This window comes from Bacillus sp. PK3-037 (assembly GCF_054161355.1).
On sequence record NZ_CP096408.1, the window covers coordinates 674,580 to 700,709 of the forward strand.

28 protein-coding genes are annotated in these 26,130 nt (G+C 45.1%); 20 read left to right on the forward strand and 8 right to left on the reverse strand.

Features of this window, described 5'->3' with window-relative positions; all coding sequences use genetic code 11:
* Positions 1-3: 3 nt before the first annotated feature.
* Positions 4-234 carry a hypothetical protein gene (locus tag M1D69_RS03495; protein WP_024123000.1) on the reverse strand — a complete coding sequence of 77 codons (231 nt, stop codon included), beginning with the start codon at positions 232-234 and terminating at the stop codon, positions 4-6.
* Positions 235-452: 218 nt separating this feature from the next.
* Here M1D69_RS03495 and M1D69_RS03500 point away from each other — a divergent pair, with 218 nt between their 5' ends.
* The 4 genes from M1D69_RS03500 to M1D69_RS03515 are packed head-to-tail and all read left to right on the forward strand — an operon-like array spanning position 453 to position 2,463.
* Positions 453-779: a hypothetical protein gene (locus M1D69_RS03500; protein ID WP_458104564.1), complete on the forward strand. Its 327-nt coding sequence runs from the start codon at positions 453-455 to the stop codon at positions 777-779.
* A gap of 23 nt (positions 780-802) precedes the next feature.
* A complete protein-coding gene (locus tag M1D69_RS03505) occupies positions 803-1,900 on the forward strand; it encodes a DUF4097 family beta strand repeat-containing protein (RefSeq protein ID WP_458104563.1) in 1,098 nt (365 codons plus the stop codon).
* A gap of 4 nt (positions 1,901-1,904) precedes the next feature.
* On the forward strand, positions 1,905-2,102 hold the full coding sequence (locus tag M1D69_RS03510; protein WP_024122997.1) for a PspC domain-containing protein: 198 nt from the start codon (positions 1,905-1,907) through the stop codon (positions 2,100-2,102).
* 1 nt (position 2,103) lies between these two features.
* Positions 2,104-2,463 (forward strand): phage holin family protein, encoded by a 360-nt coding sequence (locus M1D69_RS03515; protein ID WP_010332033.1) that lies wholly within the window; start codon positions 2,104-2,106, stop codon positions 2,461-2,463.
* 26 nt (positions 2,464-2,489) lie between these two features.
* On the opposite strand, the gene M1D69_RS03520 is transcribed toward M1D69_RS03515, so the two are convergent.
* Both M1D69_RS03520 and M1D69_RS03525 read right to left on the reverse strand, forming a co-directional pair.
* Positions 2,490-3,704, reverse strand: coding sequence for an MFS transporter (locus M1D69_RS03520; RefSeq protein WP_458104562.1), 1,215 nt, complete (start codon positions 3,702-3,704; stop codon positions 2,490-2,492).
* Positions 3,705-3,724: 20 nt separating this feature from the next.
* Positions 3,725-4,234, reverse strand: a complete 510-nt coding sequence (locus M1D69_RS03525; RefSeq protein WP_458104561.1) for a MarR family transcriptional regulator — start codon at positions 4,232-4,234, stop codon at positions 3,725-3,727.
* 550 nt (positions 4,235-4,784) lie between these two features.
* Here M1D69_RS03525 and M1D69_RS03530 point away from each other — a divergent pair.
* Complete coding sequence (locus tag M1D69_RS03530) at positions 4,785-8,660, forward strand: metallophosphoesterase (RefSeq protein ID WP_458104560.1); 3,876 nt, start codon at positions 4,785-4,787, stop codon at positions 8,658-8,660.
* 19 nt (positions 8,661-8,679) lie between these two features.
* Here M1D69_RS03530 and M1D69_RS03535 read toward each other — a convergent pair whose 3' ends face one another.
* From M1D69_RS03535 to nagA, 3 genes are read right to left on the reverse strand one after another with little or no spacing between them, the layout of a single operon-like run.
* Positions 8,680-9,411 (reverse strand): GntR family transcriptional regulator, encoded by a 732-nt coding sequence (locus M1D69_RS03535; RefSeq protein WP_458104559.1) that lies wholly within the window; start codon positions 9,409-9,411, stop codon positions 8,680-8,682.
* Between the two features lie 13 nt (positions 9,412-9,424).
* On the reverse strand, positions 9,425-10,153 hold the full coding sequence (gene nagB / locus M1D69_RS03540) for a glucosamine-6-phosphate deaminase (RefSeq protein ID WP_458104558.1): 729 nt from the start codon (positions 10,151-10,153) through the stop codon (positions 9,425-9,427).
* Positions 10,150-11,340 carry an N-acetylglucosamine-6-phosphate deacetylase gene (nagA, locus tag M1D69_RS03545; protein WP_458104557.1) on the reverse strand — a complete coding sequence of 397 codons (1,191 nt, stop codon included), beginning with the start codon at positions 11,338-11,340 and terminating at the stop codon, positions 10,150-10,152. The genes nagB and nagA overlap by 4 nt, the downstream gene beginning before the upstream one ends.
* Positions 11,341-11,522: 182 nt before the next feature.
* Here nagA and hprK point away from each other — a divergent pair, with 182 nt between their 5' ends.
* The 5 genes from hprK to M1D69_RS03570 are packed head-to-tail and all read left to right on the forward strand — an operon-like array spanning position 11,523 to position 15,409.
* Entirely contained in the window at positions 11,523-12,455 is a 933-nt protein-coding gene (gene hprK / locus M1D69_RS03550) for an HPr(Ser) kinase/phosphatase (protein WP_458104556.1), read from the forward strand.
* A 13-nt stretch (positions 12,456-12,468) separates the two neighbouring features.
* Positions 12,469-13,278 carry a prolipoprotein diacylglyceryl transferase gene (gene lgt / locus M1D69_RS03555; protein ID WP_458104555.1) on the forward strand — a complete coding sequence of 270 codons (810 nt, stop codon included), beginning with the start codon at positions 12,469-12,471 and terminating at the stop codon, positions 13,276-13,278.
* Positions 13,279-13,301: 23 nt separating this feature from the next.
* On the forward strand, positions 13,302-14,240 hold the full coding sequence (locus M1D69_RS03560) for a nucleoside recognition domain-containing protein (protein WP_458104554.1): 939 nt from the start codon (positions 13,302-13,304) through the stop codon (positions 14,238-14,240).
* Positions 14,237-14,887: a pyrophosphatase PpaX gene (gene ppaX / locus M1D69_RS03565; RefSeq protein WP_099043495.1), complete on the forward strand. Its 651-nt coding sequence runs from the start codon at positions 14,237-14,239 to the stop codon at positions 14,885-14,887. Before M1D69_RS03560 ends, ppaX begins: the two co-directional genes overlap by 4 nt.
* A 3-nt stretch (positions 14,888-14,890) precedes the next feature.
* Positions 14,891-15,409 (forward strand): acyltransferase, encoded by a 519-nt coding sequence (locus tag M1D69_RS03570; RefSeq protein WP_458104553.1) that lies wholly within the window; start codon positions 14,891-14,893, stop codon positions 15,407-15,409.
* A gap of 23 nt (positions 15,410-15,432) precedes the next feature.
* Here the strand turns inward: M1D69_RS03570 and pelC are convergent, their stop codons facing one another.
* Positions 15,433-16,098: a pectate/pectin lyase PelC gene (pelC, locus tag M1D69_RS03575; protein ID WP_010332018.1), complete on the reverse strand. Its 666-nt coding sequence runs from the start codon at positions 16,096-16,098 to the stop codon at positions 15,433-15,435.
* A gap of 249 nt (positions 16,099-16,347) precedes the next feature.
* The gene (locus tag M1D69_RS03580; RefSeq protein ID WP_458104552.1) at positions 16,348-17,094 is read right to left on the reverse strand and encodes a C39 family peptidase; all 747 of its coding nucleotides are present in this window, start codon (positions 17,092-17,094) and stop codon (positions 16,348-16,350) included.
* A gap of 247 nt (positions 17,095-17,341) precedes the next feature.
* Here M1D69_RS03580 and M1D69_RS03585 point away from each other — a divergent pair, with 247 nt between their 5' ends.
* The 10 genes from M1D69_RS03585 (at position 17,342) to M1D69_RS03630 (ending at position 25,547) form a co-directional block, all read left to right on the forward strand.
* A complete protein-coding gene (locus M1D69_RS03585) occupies positions 17,342-18,517 on the forward strand; it encodes an ATP phosphoribosyltransferase regulatory subunit (RefSeq protein WP_446837876.1) in 1,176 nt (391 codons plus the stop codon).
* A complete protein-coding gene (gene hisG / locus M1D69_RS03590; protein WP_458104551.1) occupies positions 18,510-19,151 on the forward strand; it encodes an ATP phosphoribosyltransferase in 642 nt (213 codons plus the stop codon). The genes M1D69_RS03585 and hisG overlap by 8 nt, the downstream gene beginning before the upstream one ends.
* A complete protein-coding gene (gene hisD, locus M1D69_RS03595; protein WP_458104550.1) occupies positions 19,148-20,431 on the forward strand; it encodes a histidinol dehydrogenase in 1,284 nt (427 codons plus the stop codon). Before hisG ends, hisD begins: the two co-directional genes overlap by 4 nt.
* Positions 20,428-21,012, forward strand: coding sequence for an imidazoleglycerol-phosphate dehydratase HisB (gene hisB, locus M1D69_RS03600; protein ID WP_458104549.1), 585 nt, complete (start codon positions 20,428-20,430; stop codon positions 21,010-21,012). Before hisD ends, hisB begins: the two co-directional genes overlap by 4 nt.
* Entirely contained in the window at positions 21,013-21,651 is a 639-nt protein-coding gene (gene hisH / locus M1D69_RS03605) for an imidazole glycerol phosphate synthase subunit HisH (protein WP_458104548.1), read from the forward strand.
* Entirely contained in the window at positions 21,648-22,385 is a 738-nt protein-coding gene (hisA, locus tag M1D69_RS03610; protein ID WP_059353608.1) for a 1-(5-phosphoribosyl)-5-[(5-phosphoribosylamino)methylideneamino]imidazole-4-carboxamide isomerase, read from the forward strand. Before hisH ends, hisA begins: the two co-directional genes overlap by 4 nt.
* On the forward strand, positions 22,382-23,140 hold the full coding sequence (gene hisF / locus M1D69_RS03615) for an imidazole glycerol phosphate synthase subunit HisF (RefSeq protein WP_458104547.1): 759 nt from the start codon (positions 22,382-22,384) through the stop codon (positions 23,138-23,140). The genes hisA and hisF overlap by 4 nt, the downstream gene beginning before the upstream one ends.
* Positions 23,137-23,760, forward strand: a complete 624-nt coding sequence (gene hisIE, locus M1D69_RS03620) for a bifunctional phosphoribosyl-AMP cyclohydrolase/phosphoribosyl-ATP diphosphatase HisIE (RefSeq protein WP_458104546.1) — start codon at positions 23,137-23,139, stop codon at positions 23,758-23,760. Before hisF ends, hisIE begins: the two co-directional genes overlap by 4 nt.
* Positions 23,761-23,988: 228 nt before the next feature.
* Positions 23,989-24,714 carry a lipoprotein YvcA gene (locus M1D69_RS03625; RefSeq protein ID WP_458104545.1) on the forward strand — a complete coding sequence of 242 codons (726 nt, stop codon included), beginning with the start codon at positions 23,989-23,991 and terminating at the stop codon, positions 24,712-24,714.
* Positions 24,715-24,863: 149 nt separating this feature from the next.
* Positions 24,864-25,547 carry a lipoprotein YvcA gene (locus tag M1D69_RS03630; protein ID WP_458104544.1) on the forward strand — a complete coding sequence of 228 codons (684 nt, stop codon included), beginning with the start codon at positions 24,864-24,866 and terminating at the stop codon, positions 25,545-25,547.
* Positions 25,548-26,130: the final 583 nt, after the last annotated feature.

The window sequence follows — 26,130 nt, forward strand, 5'->3', positions numbered from 1 at the left end:
TTATTAAAACGTCTTCTTATACAGCTGCCGGCTCACATTCATTAAATCTTGAACAATATGAGTGCTGCTGCTGTCCAGAAGAACTTTTATATATTGAATGTCATGAGAGATGGGAAGAGGTCCGTGAATCTGTTCAAGCTCGGCTAACATTTCACGGTTCATTCTTTTTTGTTCATGAATCAGTTTTAAAACGGATTCTTGTGTTACTGTATAGTCACTGGGATCTTTCTCCATTGCTTGTCCAGCCTCCTTGATTGCCGTAAGCTTTTTACATATTGTAATCGGTACGGCTGAAAGATTCTACTTCTAAAACTTTTTAAAATCCAATTTCCGTAAATGGAAGCATGTCTAAAGGATGATTTTGAAACCTCTGGAGGTTTTATGCGTATATCTATCTAAGTAAAACGTCCTGACTTATTGTCACGGATAATTCACGATTGGAGTTGAATAAATTGAACCGTAACCAAGCCATAATTGCATCACTTTGTTATTTCAGCGTCTTTATCGCGCCGGTCATTGTGCCGATTGTCGCTTATTTTGTTGTTGATGAGAAAGAGACAAAACGTCACGCGATACGTTCTCTGCTTTCTCACATTGTTCCTTTTGCGGGCTGGCTGGTCTTATTTATCGCTTTTCTTGGCGGGGCTATTGCCATAGATGGGGACAGTGTGATGCCTGTAATTGTGATGATTGGCGGCGCAATCGTATATTTCTTAGTTGTGATCGGCATTATTATTTGGAACGTCATTCAGGGCATTAAGGTGCTGCGTGCAGCATAAGTAGATCATAGGGAGGAGATCGAATGAAGCAGGAAAAGGAACTAATCCTCAAGCTTGTGGAGGAAGGAAAGCTGACGGCACAGGAAGCACTGACGCTGATTGAAAAGCTCGACAGCGACTATAAGGAAAAAGAAGAAAAAATCACGGCTCTGTCAGTAAACGTTCATGAAGAGGATGAGCCATTCACAGCGGCCAAAAAAGATGGCAACAAGCCGTCTTTAGGGGCGAAGCTGTTCGATTGGATTGATTCTGCTGTGAAAAAGGTGAAAGAAGTTGATCTTGATTTAAACTTCGGGCACTCGTTTGACGTGCAGCATATTTTTCAATTTAAGGATACTGAGTTTTCCAGTGTAGAGCTCCAGATCGCAAACGGCAGCGTAAATATTGTTCCGTGGGAAGACGAGGATATCAGAGCGGAATGCCAGGCGAAGGTATATCGCACTGACAGCCAAGAAGCAGCAAGAGACGCTTTTCTTCAGCATATTGAATGTGAAATCAAAGGAAATAAGTTTTTTATCCGAACAGAAAAGAAAACGATGAAAACCAATGTCACATTGTATATTCCTCAGAAGGAGTATGATAAGATTCGGGTGAAGCTGTTTAACGGACCGATCAGAGGGGAACATTTACATGTAAAAGAGTTCTCGGCGAAAACGACAAATGGCGTGCTGTCGTTCTCGAATTTGACGGCTGCAAAAGCTTCGGCAGAAACGGCGAACGGCCAAATTAAGCTAGCCAATCACAATTGCGGCACGATAGAAGCGGAAACCATTAACGGGCTGATTGATCTGCGCGGAAAAAGCGAATCCATTGATGTTCAAAGCTTTAACGGAAATATCGCGATTACTGTAACAGAATCAGACTGCCGCTCGATTTACACAAAAACGACGACTGGAAATGTGGAGCTGTCGATTCCGGATGATCTTGCGGTGAAGGCTGAACTGAAAAGCAATCTCGGCTCGCTGTCCCACGAATTAATAGATGTTGACATGCTGAAAGAAAAAAATGATACCATTCAAAAAGAAATGATGTTCACTTCTAATCAAGCACATGATCAAAACATCGCCGTTTTCTCCGAATCATTAACTGGCGCCATCAAATTAAAGTATACACAGAGGTGATCGAATGAATAGATTATATCGTTCAGAAAAAAACAGGAAAATGGCCGGCGTCATCGGCGGCCTGGCGGAGTATTTCAACTGGGATGCGTCACTCCTCAGAGTGATAACCGTCATTTTAGCCGTTATGACAAGCGTTATTCCTGTTCTGCTCATATATATCATTTGGATTTTTATTGTTCCGTCAGAAAGGGATATGAAGTAACATGGTCAAATGGGCAGTCAGCATTTTAGTAAATGCTTTATTATTAATCGTCATTGACGGTTACATTGATTCCATCCATATCAGCAGCATCGGGGCAGCGATTATTGCCAGCCTCATTTTATCAATCTTAAACGTACTGATTAAACCGCTCTTGATTATCTTTACGCTGCCTGTCACAGTTGTGACGCTGGGTCTCTTTTTGTTTGTGATTAATGCCATCACCTTGATGATGACAGCGTCCATTATGGGTGACAGTTTTCAAATTGACGGCTTCGGATCAGCCATCTTGGCATCTGTTGTCCTGTCGGTGTTCCATTTGCTGATTCAAAAAGGCATTTTAGAACCGCTTCGAAAAAAATAAAAGCTGCCATGCAAATGGCGGCTTTTTTACATAGGATGTTTTTCTTGTTTGATGTCATGTTTCGTCCGATGCATGTACGGCAGAAGGCAAAAGTTCAATATGGCAAATACGATACCCAAAAGGCCAAATGACATGACAGACGGCATCCGTGTCAACAGATAAGCTGATATCATCGGGCCGGCCGCCATACCTGTATATCTGACAAAGTTAAAGATTCCGATCGCGCTCCCCCTGTTGTGTTCAAACTCATGGGTGATCATCGTGGAATACAGGGGAGGAATAACCCCCATCGAGACACCGAACAGCGCCAATGTGAGAGCCATGAGAATGATCGAGACGGAATGCGTAAAAGCAAATAAAATGATGCTGACCGCTGCAATTGCATTGCTGTAGATAAACAATGTACTTAGAGGAACTTTTGCCTGTATGTTTTTAAACAGAAAGGTACCAGCGATTGTGCTTAACACCAGAGGCAAATATAACAGTCCCGCTATCCGTACATCCATATGATAATGTTCCGTCAGCAATATCGGTAGATAGACAATAACCGCAAAATAAATGAAAAAGAGAAAAAAGCTTAAGGTCAAAATGACATTTCCAGCTCTGTTTGTGAAAATGGATTTATAATGAGTAAGCAAACTGCCTGATTTTGCATCTTGCATTGATCCGCTATGAGAATCCTTAGGGAAGAAAATGCTGTTTGTAGCTAATAAAATAACAGAGATCGCCGTCAGCATCCAAAAGATCCCTTCGTGTCCGAAAGCCCCGCCGAGAAATCCCCCGAGAACAGGAGCAATAGCCGGGGCGGCCGAAAGAAGCATTTGATACGTACCCATGGCATTTCCGCGAGCACTGCCTGTAAATAGCTGGCCGATTGTGGTGGCCGCAATGAGAGGGAGTGCTGCGGAACCGGCTGCCTGTACGATTCTAAAAATAAGAAACAAAGTAAAATCAGTGGTGACGGCACATCCGAAACTGGCTGCCGCCGTTGCCAGTATACCGGCAAGCAAGACATAACGCGCGCCTTTAAAATCGATGATGGCGCCCAAAATAATTTGCATAATGGCTGTCACAGTCATAAAAACTGAAACTGACAGGTTCACGAGGGTTACAGAGACATGGAATGATTCTTTAATAATCGGGATGATGGGTGAATATATATTTTGGCTTAAAGAAGCAAAAAATGCGCTGAAACAAACAATATACAAGATCAGCATTGCTTTTGATTTCGTTTGAGCCATAAAGAACAACACCGCCTTTTTTACTTTACAGGTTTCTCTGAAGTATCATCTGTTTGCTCAGCTTCAAGTCTGGAAGTAAGCTGTTCTAAAAATTTCAATACAGCATTCTGTTCATCTTGTGAGAATGAATCAAGGAATTGGTAAAATGCCAGCTCCTTTTTTTTGTGCAGTTTTTCATGCAAATCAAAAATCTGTCTGCCTTTACGGGTTAATTTGAAATAGACTTCTTTTTTGTTATCAGTCAGCTGATAGCTATTGATAAATTCTTCTTTGATCAGTTTTGTGCTGATTTTCGTTACGTTCGCTTTTGATAAATTCATTTTTTTAGCAATTCCCGTATTATTAATCGGTTCATGTTGGCCAATACAGTCAATGACATGGATGCTAGTCATGTTTTTGGGAACATCATTCACATCTTCTTCTGCGGCCTCCTTAAAGAACTGCCGAAGTGAAGTATTCGCTTTTTGTTCATTAAGATGCAGGAGCCGAACGTATATGTCGTATATCAGCTGTTTTGTCAGACCGGACATAGGCTACCTTCTTTCTTTGAATGAATGGTTTACTAGGAAACAATAAAAAATCGTTTACTGGTTAATAATTTAATTTTATCTGTTCTTGTTTTTGTTGTCAATTGCTGGTGCTTAAGGAAGCTGAAAACTGTGACATTTACACTTTTTTTCAATTTTTCAAGGCTGATGATATTGACACATGGCAGAATAAGGGATGGAATGACCGATGTTTACTGGTAAACGTTAATTATGATCATCGTCTATGAAATGAAAAAAGGTTATTACTGAAAATGGTCCGTTGAAGCTTTAAGTGCTGTCTATCAATAATCCATCTCATTTTAAGAGGTGATTGAGATGGAAGCTGTACCGTGCTTATCTCTTTTTAATGCGAACTCTTGTATCGCTTAAAATCATTCATTATGATTGCTGTTATCCATCAATCTGCCTCTCTGATTTTATCGTTAACCGGTTTAACTTCAAGAGGCCGATGTCTTTTTGTTTTTTTTGCACAAAAATAAACTCATAAGCTTCCCTGTTCAGACGCAAAATACGTGAAAAGGGAGGTGTCGTGATGAGAAAATACACAGTCATAGCTTCTTTATTATTGTCTTTTCTGTTTGTTCAGTCTGGCGGCCATCATGAAGCGAAGGCCCTGCCCGTCATAAAGCAGGAACCGTTCCAAACGCCTCATTACATACCCTTGCTTGAAAACCCTCCTCAAATTGAAGTGAAGGCTGAAATGAAGGGCAACCTGATCATTCAGGCGCACGTGCGTGACAGTGAGTATCAATCGTTTTCTGCCTTTTTATTTTATAAACAAAGCAATGAACTGGGCTATAAAATGGTGCCGATGGACCCAACCCCCGGAGCTATCCGTCAGTTTTTGGCGCAAATTCCGAAGAGGTCAATCTGGAATAGCGAGCTCGAGTATTACATTGTGTTCTCGAATGGAAAGCAGCGGGTGGAGTCAGAAACGAAGACACTGAAGCTGGATGGATTTCAGGCTGATCTCGCCCATATCCCGGAGCTGCTGATCACCGAGCTTGCGGTTGATACAAAAAATATCGGGCGTACAGACGCTTATGAATTTATTGAGGTATATAATACAACCGACAGAACAATTGATTTTAAAGATTATCACTTCCGCTATCGCTATCCGAAGGAAGGGCCGGACTCCGATCTGATTTGGAGACCTGATCAGCGGGTCGTCATTCCTTCTGGCGAAACCTGTGTATTTTGGCTCAAGCCTGCCGGACATCCTGAATTGACATCGGATGATTTTAACCGGCACTATCAGACACATTTGAGAGAAGGGAAAAATCTGTTGTTGCTGGAAGAAACAGAGGGCATGGCGAATACCCGGCCGCGTGCGGTTGCGATATCGACGAATACAGGGAAGGATATTTCAGTTGCGCACTACCGGAAACATACGCTGCGCCGCTTGTCGTCTGTGCTTTATAAATATCCTCTCGATGGAACAGCGGAACTGCTCAGCATTTCAATAGCAGAAAAAAATCCGTCGCCAGGCTCGGTTTTACAGGCGCAGGTTCCAGAGCAAAAACGAAAAATGAAGCTTGATAAAGAAAAGCCGGTTATAGAAGATTTAACAGACCGCAAGTCTGTCCGTCCGGCTGAAAGCATTGAACTGCGGGCTGACATACGTGACCGCAGTTTAGTGAAAACGGCCGCCTTTTATTATCGGACAGATGAACACAAACCGTTCAAACGCATTTTCGCTGAAAAAGACCGCAACGATCATTTGTACCATTATATTGTCTACTCGCCTGAGCTGATCGGGAAGGATCAGCTTGAGTATTACGTCGTAGCCGGTGACGGGATCAATGAAGCGAAGACGCCTGTCAAAATGATTGATATTAAGCAAACAAGCAAGTCGCACGGTTTGCGGATGAATATAGAAAACAGAGATACACTTTCGGGGACACAGTTTCTCAAAGCGACTACGGATGGGCGGACTGACAGCATTAAGCTGTGGATTGACGGAAAAAAACAACTGACAGAGCCCGCCATGGAAAAAGAAGTATATTTTGCGTTCGATACCCGAAAAACGAACCTTTACTTTAAAAATGCTGTAACGATGGACGGCAAGGTGCTAAAAGTTTTCGATGATACGACAAATCAATACCGTACCTACTCTGTCCCTTTGCCGGAGACGCTGCTTCAAAAAGGGAAGCAGCTGCAGCGTATCACGATACGATCCGGTTCAAAGGTATCTCCGTTTGATACGGCTGAAAACCGTGACGACTTTTTAGTCAAAAATGCCCGATTGGTATTATCGGATGGAACGGTGATCAGGGATGAGCGTATTTCTCCCGAGAAGGAGCTTTTTATTGGGGATAATCAGCGCTCAAATAAAAGCTGGCCGTTTCAATTTCATTTGCCTGACGGACTGTTTACGTCACAGCTGCTGAAGTGGGATACAGAGAAGCTGACTGAAGGAGCCCATCATATTGCAGTAAGCGACGGGAATGAAAACCTGAGTTTTGTAGTGCGGGTTGATAATTCAGGGCCGCACATCGAACCGAATGTGACGGACGGACAGACGTATAAAGGAAACCTGGTTCTGCAGGCAGATATGTTTGATAAATGGAGCAAAATAGAGGAAACAGAGGCATTTTTAGATGGTGACAGCATTACGCTCCCATATCATACGTCAACTTCTGAGCTGTCTCCGGGCAAACACACGCTGAAAGTCTCAGCAACAGATTTGGCTGGCAATAAAACGGTTATTGAGCGGACATTTAAGACAGAGCGGGAGCATCCGGAACAGCCGGAAATCGTAAATAGCGATGCCGATACGCACAAAGCTAAGCTTTCGGTGCGGGTGAAGGATCCGACGAATGACGCGATGGATGTGTCTTTTTACAGAGGCTTTCAATATACAGCGCAAAACAGAAATAATGTGAAAATGTTTAAGCATGCGTCACTGACTGAACCTCCGAAAAGCTTTGTCCCGGAAAGCGAGACGCCGTTTACCAATGAAGAAATAAATCGGGTGTCAGGAGCTGACGGAAAAACAGTGTCAACTGAAGAGAAGGAGCTTTTTCCTTATCACCGTTTTGAAGTGACGGTTGACCCGTCCATTGATGAGAATGATTTAGCTGAAGCCGTTTGGAGAGGAAGCTCTCTGCCGGGGAGAAAAGTGACAATGTACGCTTGGAATTACCGGATAAGCCAGTGGAAGCCGATTGACAGCTTCGTTGCCAAAGATGACAAACAGTTCACGCTAAAGGCGTCTGTCATCGCTTCCGATTATGTGCGGAAATCTAAGATGAATATCATTGTTCAGGACGAAATTCCTCCTGCGAAGGATATGTATACCTTTGTCTGGATGTCAGACACGCAGTATTATGCAAAAAGCTATCCGCATATTTTTGATAAGCAGACTGCATGGATCAAAAATAACCAAAGGAAGCTGAATACGAAATACGTGTTTCATACAGGGGATATTGTAGATGATTCCGCGGATATCAGACAGTGGAGAAACGCTGATCAATCAATGCGTGTCCTGGACAACAGCGGAATTCCTTACGGCGTGCTGGCCGGAAACCATGATGTCGGTCATAAGGACGGCTCCTACAGGGCATTTGGCAAATATTTTGGCAGCCACCGTTTCGATAAGAGACTGCATTATGGCGAATCCTACAAAAATAACCGCGGGCATTATGACCTCATATCAAGCAGCGGCAATGATTATATTATGCTGTACATGGGCTGGGGCATCACGGACGAAGACATCGCATGGATGAATCAAGTGCTGAAGAAGCACCCTGACAGGACAGCTGTCTTAGCTTTTCATGAATATTTACTCGTAAGCGGAAACAGAAGCCCGATCGGCGAGAAAATTTTCAAGAAAGTTGTTAAGCCGAACCCGAATGTCGTGATGGTGTTAAGCGGACATTATCACAGCGCGATGAGAAAAACAGATGAGCTGGATGATGACGGAGACGGAAAACCGGATCGTCTCGTACATCAAATGCTTGCTGATTATCAGGGCGGGCCGGAGGGCGGCCAGGGGTATTTGCGTTTGATGCAGTTTGACCAGGCAAACAATGTGGTGCATGTATCCACATACTCTCCGTATTTGGATGATAAAAACTTTTATGATACAGATAGTTACGGCAACAAGGATGAGTTTACGCTGGAGCTTGATCTGAAGCCGAGAATGAAAAGAGTAGAAACCGATTATTTTGAATGCAATGTCTATACAAACGAACAGCTCGGAAAACGCGAGAAAGTGAAAAGCGGGGAAACCGCCGAATTCCTTTGGGAGAATCTAGAGCCGAGTTCTGTTTATTATTGGTACACCATTGTGGAAGACAGCTTTAACGGAAAAACGAAATCACCGATCTGGAAGTTCAAGACGAAAAAAGAAACCTATCGTCCAGCGCCAGACCAGTTTGATTTTCGCCGTGTCTCCAATCCTTAAAAAGGGGTTGGAGATTTTTTTATGACAGCCGATCCATGTAGTGAACAAAAGTATAACGGTCGCCCCTGTATACAGATTTTACATGCTCAAAAGCAGTCCCGTTCTGCAAATACGTGGTTCGTTTAATCAACAGGACTGGCGCCCCCTCTTGGATGCCGAGTATGTTTGCTTCATCTTTTGTTGCGGCGCTCGGTTCAAGTTCTTGTTTGGCGCGGGAAATCGGCGTGCTGTTGTACCTTTCGATATGCTCGTAAATCGACGACTTGAAATGAGACTGATGTAATTCACCTGCCAGCTCAAATGGGATGTGTGAGGCTTCGATCGCCATAGGAATATCATTCGCCAGCCGAACCCGTGTGATTTTGTGGATGCGGGACGGGTGCCCGCATCCTAGTATGGCGGCCAGCTCCTCAGTCGAATCGATAAGCTGATAATCGATGAGCCTGCTGCTCGGCCTCATGCCGCGGCTTTTCATATCTTCGGTAAAGCTTGTAAGCCCTTGGAGCGCTTGCTCCATTTTTAGCTTGCTGACAAAGGTGCCCCGGCCTTTCTGGCGATAGAGAAAACCTTCATTGACCAAATTAGAAAGCGCTTGGCGCACTGTCATCCGGCTGATCCCGAATTGCTCGGCATATTCCCGCTCGGAAGGAAGCGGCATATCCGGCTTCAGCTCTCCGCTCTTTATGTGGGCTTTTAATTGCTCCATAATCTGATAATAAATCGGGATAGGAGATTGTTTATCGATATTCATAGCGAAAATCCTTTCAATGCCTGAACCCCGCGGCTTCTTGATCAATCAAAACCGAAACGTTAGGACGCAGGTGCAAAGAAGACGCAGGGAATTCCTCGCTGACTTGTCCTTCCAGCAGCCGTTTGGCAGCTTCGGCTTTGCTTGTGCCGGAGATAAGCAGAAGAATCCGCTTGCTTGAGAGAATCGTTTGAATCCCCATTGTAACGGCTTTTTTTGGCACACTGTCAATGGAGGGAAAATATCTGGCATTGGCCTGACGGGTTTGTTCATTTAATGCCACGACATGTGTGCGGGACTGGAATGATGTACCTGGTTCATTAAAGCCGATATGCCCGTTCCGGCCGATGCCGAGAAGCTGAATGTCCGCTCCGCCAAGTGATTCAATCAATTGTTCGTAGCGTTTGCACTCGGCTTCCAGGTCACCTGCGTTTCCATCAGGAATAAAATGCCGGCTCGGCTGACTGTCGATATGCTGAAAGAAACGGTCATTCATATAGCGGTGATAGCTATTTGGGTCATCACCGGAAAGCCCGGCGTATTCATCTAAATTAATCGTGGTGATGTTTTGAAAAGAAAGATTCTCTGTTTGGTGCAGGCGGATCAGCTCGCGGTACGTGCCTTCCGGTGTCCCGCCTGTCGCTAAACCGAGAACGGCATCAGGCTTTTCCCTGACTGTTTCAGCCACAATGCCGGCAGCTTTTTGGCTTAATGCCTCATACGATTGACATTCGATTACTTTCATATATGATCAGCCTCCTTGGATTTAAATGCAATGTTTCCGCGGCAGACGGTGAGAAGCACCTCACATTCACTGCTGACAATTACAAGATCCGCATCTTTTCCCTCTGTTATACTGCCTTTTCGGTCAAAGATGCCAAGCTGTTTGGCCGCGTTTGCTGAAGTTATATTTGCTATATCCGTCCAAGAGCAATTCGTAAACGCGCGCATATGCCGGGCGCCTTCATTCATTTTTAAAATCGAACCGGCAAGCGTCCCGTCCGGAAGAAGAGCTGTTTTTCCCTTTACTGTCACACTTTGTCCGCCGAACTCGTAGACTCCGTCTTTCAGTCCTTTCGCCCGCATCGAATCGGTGATCAAGATAAGCTTGCTGCTGCCTTTTGCTAAAAAAGCAAGCTTTGCCGCTAACGGATGGGAGTGGATGCCGTCAGCAATAAGCTCTGTGACATAACCCTCATGGGCGAGGGCTGTTCCGATTACTCCGGGTTCACGATGATGAAACGGGCTCATCGCATTGTATAAGTGAGTCATATGGCTGGCGCCTGCTTCAAAGGCTTCCAAAAGTAATGCGGAGTCTGCATCCGTGTGTCCCATTGAAGCGATAATCGACTCATCTTTTAAATAACGGATCAGTTCAAATTGCTGATCCTCCTCCGGCGCAAGCGTGACGATTTTGATCAGTCCGCCTGCCTCCTGCTGCCACTTCTTGAAAAGCGCAAGATCTGAGGGCCTGATCCATTCCTTTGGCTGCGCTCCGGCCCTTTTAGGTGAAACAAAGGGGCCCTCCAAATGAATTCCGATCAATTCCGAGCCTAATGAAGAGGATTCCTCAACAGACTTCCAATCTCTCGCATTTACCAGAGCTTGAGAAATTTGGCCATGCTCCTGTGTGATGGTTGTCGCTAAAAAACTCGTTGTGCCTTCCTCAGGCAGTCTTGAGGACATGGCGTCGAGCGCGGCAAAGCTCGCATCCATTGTATCTGCGCCATAGCCGCCGTGAATATGGATATCAATCATTCCCGGAAGCAATACGGCATCCTTTGGGCCTTGAATTTCCTTTGAGTATTGCTCTTTTGGCCGTTCTGTTGAGACAGCGCTGATTTTTCCGTCCTTGACCCCGACATAGCCGTTTTTGATCACTTCATTTTCTGTCACGATACTGATTCCGCTGAGAAGAAGACTATCTGCCATAAATGATCCGCCTTTCTGAAATATGAATACGTTTATTTTACTCTTTTTCAGACTAGTGATCTAGACCAGCTGACACGTTTGCCAGTCTTTTATAAAATCTGTTTTAGGTTCAAGCCCGAAAGTGATAAAATGAAATTATTGTTGAGCAAGCTCGGGTTATCCCGGAACAGGAGGAACATATCGTGGCAAAGGTTCGGACAAAAGATGTAATGGAACAGTTTCATTTGGAATTAATCAGCGGAGAAGAAGGTATTAACCGCCCGATTACGATGAGCGATTTATCAAGACCAGGCATTGAAATTGCCGGATATTTTACATATTACCCCAGGGAGCGCGTACAGCTTCTGGGGAAAACAGAGCTCTCTTTCTTTGAACAGCTGCCGGAAGAGGATAAAAAGCAGCGAATGGAATCTCTATGCACGGATGTAACACCAGCTATTATTTTGTCTAGAGATATGCCTATCCCGCAGGAGCTCATTGACGCTTCCGAGAAAAACAGCGTGCCTGTCCTCAGATCGCCTTTGAAAACGACAAGACTGTCAAGCCGATTGACCAACTTCCTAGAAAGCAGACTTGCGCCAACCACAGCCATTCACGGTGTGCTTGTAGATATATATGGCGTCGGAGTGCTGATCACAGGGAAAAGCGGCGTCGGAAAAAGTGAAACCGCGTTGGAGCTTGTGAAAAGAGGCCACCGCCTTGTTGCTGATGATTGTGTTGAAATTCGGCAGGAGGATCAGGATACCCTTGTCGGAAACGCCCCTGAGCTCATTGAGCATCTGCTTGAAATTAGAGGGCTCGGCATTATTAACGTCATGACGCTGTTTGGTGCCGGTGCGGTCAGAAGCAATAAACGAATTACAATTGTGATGAATCTTGAACTCTGGGAGCAGGGCAAGCAATACGACCGTCTTGGACTCGAAGAAGAAACAATGAAAATCATTGATACAGAAATTACAAAACTCACGATCCCTGTCCGTCCGGGACGAAATCTCGCGGTCATTATTGAAGTGGCTGCTATGAACTTCAGATTGAAGCGGATGGGCCTAAACGCCGCTGAGCAATTTACCAACAAGCTGGCGGATGTCATTGAAGACGGTGAACAAGACGAATAGGAGTTGGCAATAAATGAATGAAGCGATAGAACCACTCAATCCGATAGCGTTTCAGCTGGGGCCGTTAGCCGTCCATTGGTACGGAATCATTATCGGCCTCGGTGCTTTGCTGGGGCTTTGGATTGCCATGAGAGAGAGTGAGAAACGAGGACTGCAGAAAGATATTTTTATCGATCTCGTCCTTTTTGCGATCCCAATCGCGATTGTTTGCGCACGGATTTATTACGTTGCATTTGAATGGGATTATTATGCCGAACATCCGGGGGAAATCATAAAAATCTGGAAGGGCGGCATCGCGATTCACGGCGGATTAATCGGTGCCATTTTGACAGGCTATGTCTTTTCGAGAGTGAAAAACATTTCTTTCTGGAAGCTTGCGGATATCGCGGCGCCAAGCATTTTGCTCGGTCAGGCGATCGGCCGCTGGGGAAACTTTGTCAATCAAGAGGCACACGGGGAGGCGGTCAGCAGAGCCTTTTTAGAAAACCTGCACCTGCCTGAGTTTATCATCAATCAAATGTACATCAACGGGCAATATTATCATCCTACTTTTTTATATGAATCACTATGGAGCTTTGTCGGCGTTATGATGTTGCTGCTTTTGCGCAGAGCGAATTTGCGGAGAGGCGAGCTGTTTTTAACCTATATCATTTGGTATTCAATCGGAAGGCTCTTTATTGAAGGAATGCGGACTGACAGCTTAATGCTGACGAGTTCGCTTCGCATCGCTCAGGTGATCTCAATCGTATTGATTGTTTTGGCAGTAGCAGCCATCATCTTCAGACGCGTCAAGGGGTACTCGGCGAAGCGTTACGCAGAGTAGACGGTAACAAAGGGGGATGAGGGATGAAGAAGATTTTTCTGGCTGGTCTTGCGGCAGGTCTTCAAACAACATGGACACTCGGCAAAGTCATTTTTCCGGTAACTCTGGTGGTCACTTTGCTTCAGCATACGCTTGTCATGGATTGGCTGGTACGGCTGATCACACCGGTAATGGGCCTGTTCGGGCTTTCTGGTGAAGCGGCGATCCCGCTTGTTCTTGGAAATATGCTGAATCTGTACGCGGGGATTGCCGGGATATTGACACTGGATTTATCCGTGAAGGAAGTTTTTATCTTAGCGGTGATGCTTTCATTCTGTCATAACTTGATTATCGAATCGACAGTCGCAGCAAAGGTCGGAATCAGGATTGGCATCATATTGGCAGTGCGCATTGGTTTGGCAGCTGTTTCTGCAATCGTCATCAATCTCATCTGGCATGGCGGGCAGGAAACGGCGCAGTACGGTTTTATCGCTGCAAAGGGTGATGCGCCTGACGGCTGGCTGGCAATGCTGGCCGAGGGTTTAACGAAAGCCGGACTTGGCGTTTTGCAGCTGGCGGCAATTGTGATCCCGCTGATGATCATCATTCAATTTATGCGAGACTTAGGCTGGCTGCACACGTTTTCGAAGTGGCTGTCTCCGTTTACGCAGATGCTCGGCATGAATAAAAATACCTCGATGACAATGGTGGCCGGCTTGACAATCGGTCTGGCCTACGGAGCGGGTGTCATGATTAAAGCAGTCGAAGATGACGGCGTTGGCAGGCGCGACATGACACTGGTCTTTATTTTTCTCGTTGCCTGCCATGCCGTCGTTGAAGATACACTTGTCTTTATTCCGCTTGGGATTCCAGTTTGGCCGCTATTGCTGATCCGGGTCACTACGGCTGTGCTGCTGACGATGGCTATATCGTATATGTGGAAAAAATGGAAACCCTCAGCGGTTGGAAAGGAAGCAGTATGACTGATAAACAAGTAACGACGATTCTGTTTGATTTAGACGGGACCCTTATTAATACGAATGAATTAATTATCGCGTCATTTTTGCATACGCTGGAGCATTATTACCCGAGCCGCTATAAACGTGAAGATGTGCTTGCGTTTATCGGCCCGTCTCTTTTTGAAACGTTTTCTTCAATGGATGCTGAGAAAACTGAAGATATGATCAGCATGTACAGAACATACAATCACCAGATGCATGACACACTTGTCACCGAATATGAAACGGTTTATGAAACGCTGGATGAACTAAAAAAAGCGGGCTTTACATTAGGAATTGTGACAACAAAATTAAGAGATACTGTCAATATGGGCCTTAAGCTGACGGGCATCGGCGAATTTTTCGAAACCGTTGTTACACTTGATGACGTCACGATGGCAAAACCTGATCCCGAGCCTGTGCTGCTGGCGCTGAAACAGCTGGGAAGCGAGCCTGCAGAAGCCATCATGGTCGGTGACAACTATCACGATATTCTGGCGGGTAAAAACGCCGGCACAAAAACAGCCGGGGTCGCTTGGACGATTAAAGGCACGGAAGCGCTGACGAAACATGAGCCTGACTATATGCTTGAGAAAATGAGTGATCTATTACAAATCGTTGGAGTGAAGTAATCTGTGAGAAAAACAGACCGGCATCCGGTATCAGGTGCTAACTCACTGTGGCATGTCTATCAAACGGTGCCTTTTTTGAAGGTAGTGAAGAATTTCATGATTATTCAAATCGCGAGATACACACCGTTTATAGGGATGAAAAACTGGCTGTACCGTACATTTTTGCGGATGAAGGTCGGAAAGCAGACATCCTTTGCCCTCATGGTGATGCCCGATATTATGTTTCCGGAAAAGATCTCAGTCGGAACGAATTCAATCATCGGATACAATACGACCATTTTGGCCCATGAGTATTTAATTCAGGAGTATCGAACCGGTAAAGTCCTGATCGGAGACGAAGTGATGATCGGAGCCAACACGACCATTCTGCCAGGCGTAGAAATAGGGAATGGCGCAGTCGTGTCCGCCGGAACGCTTGTCCATAAGGATGTGCCAGCCGGAGCATTTGTCGGCGGAAATCCGATGAAAATCATATACACAAGGGAAGAAATGCAGGAAAGAAGAAAAAGCCCGCTGAAATAATTAGCGCGGGCTTTTTTTGTATATTAAAATTGGGTATTGTTTTTTTCCGTTACGTGCTGGACGCCGATCCATTTCTTTCCGACGTTAGAGTATCTTGTGTTCGTCATGGTGACAGTGCTCGTTTTACTGTCCGTACGGAAAATCGCTTCCTTCATGTTTGTGATGGTGCATCTGTCGATAATGACATCGGTATGGAAAGTCGACCCGCCCAGCTGTCTAATAAACTTTCCGCCGTTATCCGCAGTGAAGTTTTTCACTGTAAACGTGCTGGCTTTATTGATTTGAAAGATTTTATCAGAAGCTTTTTGAGCAGAACCGCCGTCAATGGTTACTTTTCCTTCCTTCTTCACAGTTAACGCGTCCTCACCAACATCTTCCCACGTCACATTCTGAATGTTAACGTTTCCATAAGTGTGCACGCCATCAGCAGCAGGAGCTCCGAGCACAACATTTTTCAGGGTTGCTCCGTCTTCCACACGAAAAACAGGCTTTTGGTTTTCCGATTGGCTTCCGTCACCCAATTCTTTTCCTGCTACAAACCGCTGTCCCTTCCCGTCATATGTTGTATTTTTTGGCACGATAATTGTTTCATGAACCACTTTGTCAGCTGCAAAAGCAGTTGATGTCTGAAACTGGCTGAAGCCCATAACCAAACTGAACATAAATAGGATAGACACGATTTTTTTCAATGATAAAATCCTCCCCGGATATCTTTAGTTTTGTAAGAGAAGCGTCAGCATCTTGCACCGGCTTCTCTCACATAGATCGGGGCAAGGCTGAATCTGTTTTAATCATAGAAATAGCCAGCCTGAAAGTAAAGACAAATTCGGAAGGAAAATGGAAAATGCGTCATTGTTACCTCATTTAAACATCAAGCATGAATATTGGCGTATTTGCTCAGGAGAGAGCATAAGAAAAGCTAGTGAAAGCGGGCAGCTTTACTTTTGAACGACGATGGCTTGGCTGCCCATTTGCACCCACGCTTTTTCGAAGCTGGTCCGGTCTGTTTTTCTGTTTTTATAGCCATAAGGGTCATTCACATACACGTAATTTTCATCATAACCCGTGACGGCGACACTGTGTTCGCTGTACGTGATATCGATCGTTCCGTTTGGCGTTTTCCATGTCTGCATGTTGTCAACCGGCGTAAAGTTAGCTGTCGTGATAACCCAAACCGGGTTGCCTTTCTCAAGCTGCTCATAAACAGCAGAGATGCTTTTTCCTGTCAGATCAGAAACGCTGTCCCCCGCATAGGCTTTAGCGAGCTGATAGATCGGGCCATGATAGACACCTAGCCCCGGGCCGTTCGCCATATCACCGACAAATCCGTCATTCGGATCACCTTTTAATCCGCTGCTGTATGTCAAAGGCACTGTTGCGATCTGGTTTGCCAGTGTATTCTTTGTCACGTTGTATCCCGCATAGTTCAGCACCATTGCAAGACTCGTCACCTCACAGCCATTATAGAGCTTTGGGGCATCCATCTGATTGAAAAGCGTGACGTCCATCGGCTCAGCGCTTCCTTTCAGTTTCTTCTCTTTGTTTGCTGCTTCAGATTCATTCTTCGTTGCACCTAAATCAATTTTGAAAAACGAAATATCTATATCTTTTGCATATATTTTGATGCCGAAGAAAATGACAGCAGAAAGTATGATCAGTACACATAACGTTCGCAGTGTTTTCATCTTTAACTCCTTGTTCTCTATTTGATTTGTATTATAGCATGCCAAACATCAAGAATTTGAGATATGAGCTACCTTTCATCATTTATTCATGACTTTTTCATATTTAGGAGGAGGATTTCTGAACGAAAAAGATTCATTCGAAAGTTTAAGCATTGATTTCCATTCTTTCATCTGCTAACATATTATCATATTAGCGAACTAAAGGATTCGGAATTTTCCTTCAAACAATTACGGAGGTGCTGGGTTGATGTTTATGTTTGAAAAACCGCACGGCATGAGAGATACACTGCCCGGTTTATATGAAACGAAAAAAAAGGTGAGGCAATCGTTAACCGATATGATAGATAAGTGGGGCTATCAATTTATGGAAACGCCGACGCTGGAGTTTTACGATACGGTTGGTGTACAGTCAGCAATTGAAGAGCAGCAGCTGTTTAAGCTTCTGGATCAGGATGGCAAGACACTGGTGCTTCGCCCGGATATGACAGGGCCGATCGCAAGGGTGGCGGCATCAAAGCTGCTGAAACATGATCATCCCCTCAGAGTCGGCTATGCGGCAAATGTGTTCAGAGCCCAGGAACGCGAGGGCGGACGTCCTGCCGAGTTTGAGCAGGTTGGAGTGGAATTGATCGGTGATGGCACGACAAGTGCGGACGCAGAGGTCATTGCCTTAGTAGTCGGTGCGTTAAAAAATGCCGGCTTGACTTCATTTAAAATTGCAATCGGCCACGCAGGCATTGCAGATGCCCTGTTTGTCGAGGTGCTGGGGAATGTTGAACGAGCGGACGTCCTGCGGAGGTTTTTATATGAAAAGAATTATGTCGGCTACAGAGAGCACGTCAAATCTCTTCCGCTTTCCTCCATTGATAAAAACAGATTGCTTGAGCTTCTCGAATTGCGAGGGAGCATAGAAGTATGCGGACGTGCTGAAGAAATCGTCGATTCAGCGCAAGGTAAAAGTGTGGTTGATGAACTGAAGGCGCTGTGGGAGATTCTTGAGGACTACGGATGTACGGAAAATGTCCGTCTTGATTTGAATATGGTCAGCCATATGAGCTACTACACTGGGATTTTATTTGAAGTGTACGCGAATAATGTCGGCTTTGTGATTGGCAGCGGCGGCCGTTATAACAAGCTTCTTGGACATTTTAATTCACCGGCGCCGGCGACGGGTTTTGGGCTTCGAATTGACCGGATGATTGAAGCGCTCCATATGAAAGACGAACCTTGTGAAATGGATGCTGTCATTTTCAGCAAAGAACAGCGGGTGCAGGCCATCGCTTTTGCGAATGAAGAGCGTTTGAAAGGTAAAAAAGTTGTTCTTCAGGATTTACTGGGGATTGAAAATATTGATCAGATGACAAAATCATTTGCGAATGTCACCTATTTTATCGGTGCCAGAAAGGAAGAGCAAAATGGGTAAGTTACTCACAATGGCAATGCCGAAGGGGCGAATATTTGAAGAAGCAGCAGGGCTGCTGCGGGAGGCGGGATACAAGCTGCCGGGAGAGTTTGAGGATTCCAGAAAGCTGATCATCGACGTGCCGGAGGAAAATCTCCGCTTCATTTTGGCAAAGCCGATGGATGTCACCACATATGTGGAGCACGGTGTGGCAGACGTCGGAATTGCGGGGAAGGATGTCATGCTGGAGGAAGAGCGCGATGTATATGAGGTACTGGATTTGAAAATCAGCAAATGCCATCTGGCGGTTGCCGGACTTCCCGATGCAGACTGGAGCGGCGTCGCGCCGAGAATCGCCACAAAGTATCCGAATGTGGCTTCCAGTTATTTTAGGGAGCAGGGAGAGCAAGTCGAAATTATTAAACTGAACGGCTCTATCGAGTTGGCACCTCTTATCGGGCTTGCGGACAGAATAGTCGACATCGTATCTACGGGACAGACGCTCAAAGAAAACGGACTCGTTGAAACAGAGCATATTTGTGATATCACCTCCCGCTTTATCGTCAACCCAGTAAGCTATCGCATGAAGGACGATGTCATCGACGAAATGGCATCCCGTTTATCTCTTGTTGTGGAAGGAGAAACGGCAAAATGAAAATCAAAACGATCAGCGGCGCGGACCGGCTTTCTCTCAAGCGGTCAATTGATGCCGGAACGGAAGAACAAAGAAAAGCGGTCCGATCCATTATTGAACATGTAAAAGCAAACGGTGATCAGGCCGTTCGTGACTACACGGCCAAGTTTGACGGCATCAAGCTCGACAGCGCATTGGTCACAACAGAAGAAATTGAAGAAGCATACAGCTTGCTGGATCCCCAGCTGCTGCAGGTGATCAGGCAGGCGATCAAAAACATTACTGAATATCATGAAAGACAGCTTCAGTCTTCCTGGTTTTATCACAGAAAGGATGGCACAATGCTGGGACAGAAAGTGACAGCACTTGATTCTGCCGGCGTTTATGTGCCGGGCGGAACTGCCGCATATCCGTCATCTGTTTTGATGAATGTCATTCCGGCGCTTACAGCGGGCGTGGAAAGAATCGTTCTTGTCACACCTCCGGGAAAAGACGGACGGCTGTCTCCGGGAGTCTTAGCTGCCGCTGCCGAGCTGGGCATCAAAGATATATACAAAATGGGAGGGGCTCAGGCAATTGCGGCGCTGGCGTACGGAACAGAAACCATTGAGCCGGTGGATAAAATCACAGGCCCGGGAAATATTTATGTCGCGCTTGCCAAACGAGAGGTGTTCGGTGATGTCGATATTGATATGATTGCCGGACCGAGTGAAATCGTCGTGCTGGCTGATGAAACAGCTATCCCGCGGGAAATTGCCGCCGACCTGCTGTCACAGGCGGAACACGACATGCTCAGCTCATGTGTGCTTGTTACAGATTCCATGCCGCTGGCTGAGGCGGTTTCAGCCGAGGTGAACGAGCAGCTTAAAACCTTGCCGCGCAGAGATATTGCGGGAGCTTCAGTGAGAGATTATGGATCTATCTATGTGGCTGAAACGATAGATGAAGCGGTCAATACAGTCAATACGCTCGCCCCGGAGCATTTAGAAATCATCACACAGTCTCCCGAAGCTTTGCTTGGCAATATCAAGCACGCAGGTGCGATTTTCTTAGGCAGATACAGCCCTGAACCGGTCGGAGATTATTTTGCCGGACCGAACCATGTGCTCCCCACAAATGGAACAGCCAGATTTTCAAGCCCATTAAACGTCACGGATTTTCAAAAGAAATCGAGCATTATTTCATACAGCCAATCAGCCTTTGAAGAACATGCGGGTAGCATTGCGGCTTTTGCCAGACTGGAAGGATTAGAAGCGCATGCGAGATCAATAGAAGCGAGAGAACGGAGGAATTCAAAATGAGAAAAGCGGAGCGCGCCAGAAAAACAAACGAAACAGATATCGAGCTGGCATTCGCAATAGACGGCGAGGGACAAGCGGATATCAAAACAGACGTGCCATTTATGACACACATGCTGGATTTATTCACGAAACACGGACAATTTGATCTTTCCATTAACGCGAAAGGAGATGTTGATATAGATGATCACCACACGACTGAAGATATCGGCATCTGCTTAGGGCAGGCGCTGCTTGAAGCCTTAGGCGATAAAAAAGGAATCAAACGCTACGGCTCGGCGTTTGTGCCGATGGATGAGGCGCTTGCTCAGGTGGCGGTTGATTTAAGCAATCGTCCGCACTTGGAAATGCGCGCTGACTTTCCGGCAGCGAAAGTCGGAACTTTCGATACTGAGCTTGTACATGAATTTTTATGGAAGCTGGCGCTTGAAGCACGGATGAACTTGCACGTGATCGTTCATTACGGCACAAATACGCACCATATAATAGAAGCTGTTTTTAAAGCATTAGGACGCGCGCTTGATGAAGCGACAACGATTGACCCGCGTGTCAAAGGGATTCCGTCAACGAAAGGGATGCTGTAAATGATCGGTGTGATAGATTACGGAATGGGTAATTTATACAGCGTCTCAAAGGCGCTGGAGCGTGTCGGCGTGCCGTACTTTGTTTCTGGCATGCCAAAGGAGCTGAGGAAAGCCGATGCTTTCATTTTGCCGGGAGTCGGATCATTTGGGGATGCGATGGACAATTTGTGCAACGCCAAACTCGATCAATTCATTCACGATATGGCATCAGAGGGGAGACTGCTTCTTGGGATCTGCCTTGGCATGCAGCTATTGTTTGATGAGAGCGAAGAGCATGGAACCGCTGCAGGCTTCGGTTTGTTAAAGGGAAAAGCGATCAGGCTGAAGCCGGAAGATCAGGAGGGAAACAAGCTGAAGGTTCCGCATATGGGATGGAACCGCCTTTCCTTTCATAACGAATCCCCGCTGCTGGCAGGAGTGGAGGAAGGCTACGCTTATTTTGTCCATTCCTATTATATTGACGGAATGGATGACGGCGCGCTTTTGGCAAGCGCCGAGTACGGTGTGCGGGTGCCTGCGGTTGTCGGAAAAGAGAACATCTTCGGCGCCCAGTTTCACCCGGAAAAAAGCAGCACGGTCGGAATGTCTATCTTAATCCAATTCACAAAAATGGCAGCAGAACAGAAGGTGAAAAAATGAGTGCTTTTACATTATACCCGGCCATTGATATGAGAAACGGCAAGTGCGTACGCCTCGTTCAAGGTGATTACAGCAAGGAAACTGTATACGGTGATTCACCGTTCGACATGGCCTCTTTATTTGCGAGTGAGGGGGCTGAATGGATTCATCTTGTCGATCTCGACGGCGCGAAGGAAGGAAAAAAAGTAAATGACCGTCATGTCATCGAAATTGTACAAAAGCTCAATCTGAAAGTCGAAATCGGCGGCGGCATTCGTTCGGAAAGCGACGTCTACGATTACTTATCGGCAGGAGTCGATCGCGTGATCCTGGGAAGCTCCGCTGTTTCTGATCCGCCGTTTGTAAAAAAAATGCTGAAAGAGTATGGCGAAAGGATAGCCATCGGGCTGGACGCAAGAAACGGCTTTGTTTCAACAGAAGGGTGGCTGGAAACATCAAGTCTTAAGGCGGCTGAACTCGGCAAAGAGCTCGCCAACGAAGGCGCAGAAGTTTTTATTTTTACTGATATCGCGACAGACGGGATGCTGTCAGGCCCCAATATCGAAAGCACAGTGGAACTCGCGAAGGAAACCGGAAAATCTGTCATCGCCTCTGGCGGAGTCAGCTCCGTTGCGGATCTTGAAGCTCTTGCCCGTTGTCATGCGAATGGGGTTTCTGGAGCCATTATCGGAAAAGCACTGTATACCAACCAGTTTACACTTGGCGAGGCGCTTGAAAGGATGAAGGGGAAATGATAACAAAGCGGATTATCCCATGTCTTGATGTGAAAGAAGGGCGCGTGGTCAAAGGGATTCAATTTCTTGAGCTGAAGGATGCCGGCGATCCTGTCGAGCTGGCGGAAGTATACGATCAGGAAGGCGCGGATGAACTGGTGTTTCTTGATATTTCTGCCTCGCATGAAGGCCGCAAAACGATGGTTGACGTCGTAGAGCAGGTTGCTGCAAAGCTTGCGATTCCGTTTACAGTCGGAGGCGGCATCAATCAGCTTAGCGATATGAAAACGATTCTGCGTGCCGGTGCGGACAAAGTTTCTGTAAACACGGCAGCTGTTCTCCGTCCCGAGCTGATTACCGAAGGCGCGGAGTTTTTCGGCTCTCAATGTATCGTACTCGCCATAGACGCCAAGTACGACGAAGAGTCTGACACGTATAAGGTTTACACGCATGGCGGCAGAAAGAAAACGGATTGGGAAGTTACAGCATGGGCGAAGGAAGCTGTCAAACGCGGAGCCGGAGAAATCCTCCTGACCAGCATGGACTCAGATGGGGAGAAAAAGGGCTTTGACCACAGGCTGACAAAGCTCGTGTCAGAAGCTGTTCCGGTTCCTGTCATCGCCTCAGGGGGAGCAGGAAACGCGCAGCATATGCTCGAGGCTTTTACAAAAGGGGAAGCGGACGCCGCGCTGGCTGCCTCCATTTTTCATTATAAAGAAACATCAATTAAAGAAGTGAAATCATATTTGAAAGGGCACGGGGTGAATGTGAGATGAAACAGGCAGATGAACTGCGTTTTAACGAAGACGGATTAATCCCCGCCATCGTCCAGGACGCGGCAAGCAAAGAAGTGCTGACACTTGCATATATGAACAGGGAATCGTACGAAAAAACACTGGAAACGAAAGAAACGTGGTTTTACAGCCGCTCGCGGCAAGAGCTATGGCACAAGGGAGAAACATCGGGGAATACGCAAGCCGTCAAGGGCATCCGATATGACTGCGACCAAGATGCACTGGTCGTGCTTGTAGAGCCGTCCGGTCCGGCATGCCACACAGGCAGCTACAGCTGTTTTACAAAGGAACAGACAGAAGAACAAACTTCCGGCCGATTTGACATCTTAAGCGAGCTGGAGGGCGTCATCGCAGAACGCCAAGCGGAAATGCCTGAAGGAGCTTACACCACTTACCTTTTCGACGAAGGCGTCGATAAGATTTTGAAAAAAGTCGGTGAAGAAGCATCAGAAGTCATCATCGCCGCCAAAAACCGCGATCACGAGGAACTGAAATGGGAAGCGGCAGACCTGCTGTATCACCTCCTTGTCCTGCTCAGAGAACAAGCATTGCCGCTGGATGATGTGCTGGAAGTGCTGAGAAAACGCCATACTGAATCGTAAATGGAAAGAGCCTATGGATAACGGCTCTTTTTTTATTGCAAGAAAAATGTAATGGGTATTTCACATTCCGAATGGATAAAAGAAGGTCAACACCAAGTCTGATTTCCTATTTATCCAAATTCCGCCATGATGTAACATGGAAAAGGATAATATAATCACCCCGTAACCGGGTCAATAGTATGACTTTTGAAAAATAGAATGATCTCACAAAACCCTTGGAGGTTCGTAATGAAAAAGATTATCTTTATTTGCTTCAGCTTATTACTAGCTCTGACAGGAGGATGCAGTATGAACGACAATGATAAAAACACCACAAATGACAATAAAACAGAAGCCGTAAGACCAAAAGACATGGATCCAAAAGACCTGCCGCAAGTTCCCGCGTTTCAGGACGAGAAAACGAGAGAGTACATGGTGTCAACAAAGGAAGAGGAGCCTGGGTACTATTTGCTGGAGTCTAAGCTGAAAGGATTTAGGATGTTGTTTCCGGAGGATGGGGAATATCTATCAAGAAGGTCATCTTTAACTGGGGAAAACAAAGAAAGTATGGGATTTATTAGTTATGATAAAGACACCAATGTAATGTTTGATGGCCATGTAACATATTACAAAGAAGAAAGTTTTGTGAATGAACCTGAGACAATGCTAGATATTGTTAGTGGAAAAAATGATTATAAAGGTGAATACAAAAAAAGTAGCAAAAATAAAACGGATATCTACTTTGCTAAGAAAAAAGACATCTTTGACGGTATTGATAGAAAATATAATGATTCATACAGTTACTTCGGGTATGTGAAATCTACAGAAGAAAATAACTTAGGAGTAGAATACGCCTTTACTTTCGGATGCAAAAATGAAAATCAACCATGCTCCTTAGATGAAGAAAAGGCTAAAAATAAAGTTGAGAAATTAATTAATTCTATCAATTTTTTATTAAATAAAAAGAACAAATAAGAATGGAAATCAAAAATGTTTCAATTATGCAAGTGAAGTTAAGGAAATCAAAACAAATGACGATAAAAAAACACTTTGCAATAAGGTTAGTTAAGTTAGTTAATTGGTGTTTTTTTGGTAAAGTAGCATAAAACCCTTGGAGGTTTGTCATGAAAAAGATCATCTTTATCTGCATCAGCTTATTACTTGTCCTAACAGGAGGATGCAGTATGAACGACAATGGTAAAAACAGCACAACAGAAGCCGTAAAACCAAAAAGCCTGCCAAAAGTCCCTGCGTTTCAGGATGAGAAAACGAGAGAGTATATGGTGTCAACGAAGGAAGAGGAGCCAGGGTACTATTTGCTTGAGTCTAAGCTGAAAGGATTTAGGATGTTGTTTCCGGAGGATGCGGAGTATTCCGACTCTGAAACTTCAAATACAAACGAGTCACTATTTTTTGATAGCGTTAATAAAAAAACGAATATAGTAATGAATGCCTCAGTAAAGTTCTATCAAAATGAATCGTTTATAAACGAACCGGAGACTATGTTGGATATTGTTAGCGGTAAAAATGAATACAAAGGTAATTTTGAGAAATTAGAAACGAAGGATAAGGATATTTACTTTGCTACAAAACAAGAAAACTTTAACAAAGAAGAGAAATCATCTTATATTTATCTTGGTTATATAAAATCAAAAAAACAAGATTCTTTAGGGATGGAGTATTCTTTTATGTTTAGCTGCTCAGCAAATGCACAGACATGTGAGCAAAATCCAAAAGACTACGAAAAAAAAGTTAAAAAAATATTAAACTCTGTTGCCTTTAATTTGGAGCGGGAAGAGGGGAAGTGAATAACATAATATAGAATAAAGAACATTTGTTGATGTGCACAAAAAATACAAACATTGATGTCAACGGAATAGTCATTATAGAAAGGTTCCCGATGAGGACGTTCCCCTATCCCTAAATTTTTTCGATAGTGTTCGGATGACTAAAAAAATAGGTTAAACAGCTTGCTATCGCATCAACCGATATAGATGCAGAGCTTGCCAACAGTATTTTTAGCGCTAATGGAAATGATTTTTCAGTTGTTTGACCTTTGAGCTTCTGATAAAACCGAATTCATTATACCGCAAGGAATGATTCAACGATTCGATTTCAATGATATTGTTTGGAAGAGCTGTTCTATTTGTTAGGTCAAAGTTGGCTTATCTCAAGGATTACCTATTCAAAAAAAGACAGTTATGTCTGTACGAGACTGCCGGGGGAACTCGGTGGTCTTTTTGGTGTGTGAGTTTTTTATCCTATTAATTAAGTCCTTACTTCTGTTATATTAGGTGAAACCAATTCGAATTTCCTATTTATCTAATTTATTCCATGTTGTAACATGAATAAGGACAAAATAATTACTTTGTAACAGGGTCATTAGTATGA

Coding starts and splice junctions, on each gene's coding strand:
- M1D69_RS03505 (WP_458104563.1), top strand. CDS start 803: ATGAAGCAGGAAAAGGAACTAATCCTCAAGCTTGTGGAGGAAGGAAAG.
- hisA (WP_059353608.1), top strand. CDS start 21,648: ATGAGTGCTTTTACATTATACCCGGCCATTGATATGAGAAACGGCAAG.
- ppaX (WP_099043495.1), top strand. CDS start 14,237: ATGACTGATAAACAAGTAACGACGATTCTGTTTGATTTAGACGGGACC.
- M1D69_RS03510 (WP_024122997.1), top strand. CDS start 1,905: ATGAATAGATTATATCGTTCAGAAAAAAACAGGAAAATGGCCGGCGTC.
- hisB (WP_458104549.1), top strand. CDS start 20,428: ATGAGAAAAGCGGAGCGCGCCAGAAAAACAAACGAAACAGATATCGAG.
- M1D69_RS03625 (WP_458104545.1), top strand. CDS start 23,989: ATGAAAAAGATTATCTTTATTTGCTTCAGCTTATTACTAGCTCTGACA.
- hisF (WP_458104547.1), top strand. CDS start 22,382: ATGATAACAAAGCGGATTATCCCATGTCTTGATGTGAAAGAAGGGCGC.
- nagA (WP_458104557.1), bottom strand. CDS start 11,340: ATGGCAGATAGTCTTCTTCTCAGCGGAATCAGTATCGTGACAGAAAAT.
- M1D69_RS03495 (WP_024123000.1), bottom strand. CDS start 234: ATGGAGAAAGATCCCAGTGACTATACAGTAACACAAGAATCCGTTTTA.
- M1D69_RS03560 (WP_458104554.1), top strand. CDS start 13,302: ATGAAGAAGATTTTTCTGGCTGGTCTTGCGGCAGGTCTTCAAACAACA.
- M1D69_RS03535 (WP_458104559.1), bottom strand. CDS start 9,411: ATGAATATCGATAAACAATCTCCTATCCCGATTTATTATCAGATTATG.
- hisH (WP_458104548.1), top strand. CDS start 21,013: ATGATCGGTGTGATAGATTACGGAATGGGTAATTTATACAGCGTCTCA.
- hisG (WP_458104551.1), top strand. CDS start 18,510: ATGGGTAAGTTACTCACAATGGCAATGCCGAAGGGGCGAATATTTGAA.
- lgt (WP_458104555.1), top strand. CDS start 12,469: ATGAATGAAGCGATAGAACCACTCAATCCGATAGCGTTTCAGCTGGGG.
- M1D69_RS03530 (WP_458104560.1), top strand. CDS start 4,785: ATGAGAAAATACACAGTCATAGCTTCTTTATTATTGTCTTTTCTGTTT.
- nagB (WP_458104558.1), bottom strand. CDS start 10,153: ATGAAAGTAATCGAATGTCAATCGTATGAGGCATTAAGCCAAAAAGCT.
- hisD (WP_458104550.1), top strand. CDS start 19,148: ATGAAAATCAAAACGATCAGCGGCGCGGACCGGCTTTCTCTCAAGCGG.
- M1D69_RS03630 (WP_458104544.1), top strand. CDS start 24,864: ATGAAAAAGATCATCTTTATCTGCATCAGCTTATTACTTGTCCTAACA.
- M1D69_RS03580 (WP_458104552.1), bottom strand. CDS start 17,094: ATGAAAACACTGCGAACGTTATGTGTACTGATCATACTTTCTGCTGTC.
- M1D69_RS03515 (WP_010332033.1), top strand. CDS start 2,104: ATGGTCAAATGGGCAGTCAGCATTTTAGTAAATGCTTTATTATTAATC.
- M1D69_RS03525 (WP_458104561.1), bottom strand. CDS start 4,234: ATGTCCGGTCTGACAAAACAGCTGATATACGACATATACGTTCGGCTC.
- hisIE (WP_458104546.1), top strand. CDS start 23,137: ATGAAACAGGCAGATGAACTGCGTTTTAACGAAGACGGATTAATCCCC.
- M1D69_RS03520 (WP_458104562.1), bottom strand. CDS start 3,704: ATGGCTCAAACGAAATCAAAAGCAATGCTGATCTTGTATATTGTTTGT.
- M1D69_RS03585 (WP_446837876.1), top strand. CDS start 17,342: ATGTTTATGTTTGAAAAACCGCACGGCATGAGAGATACACTGCCCGGT.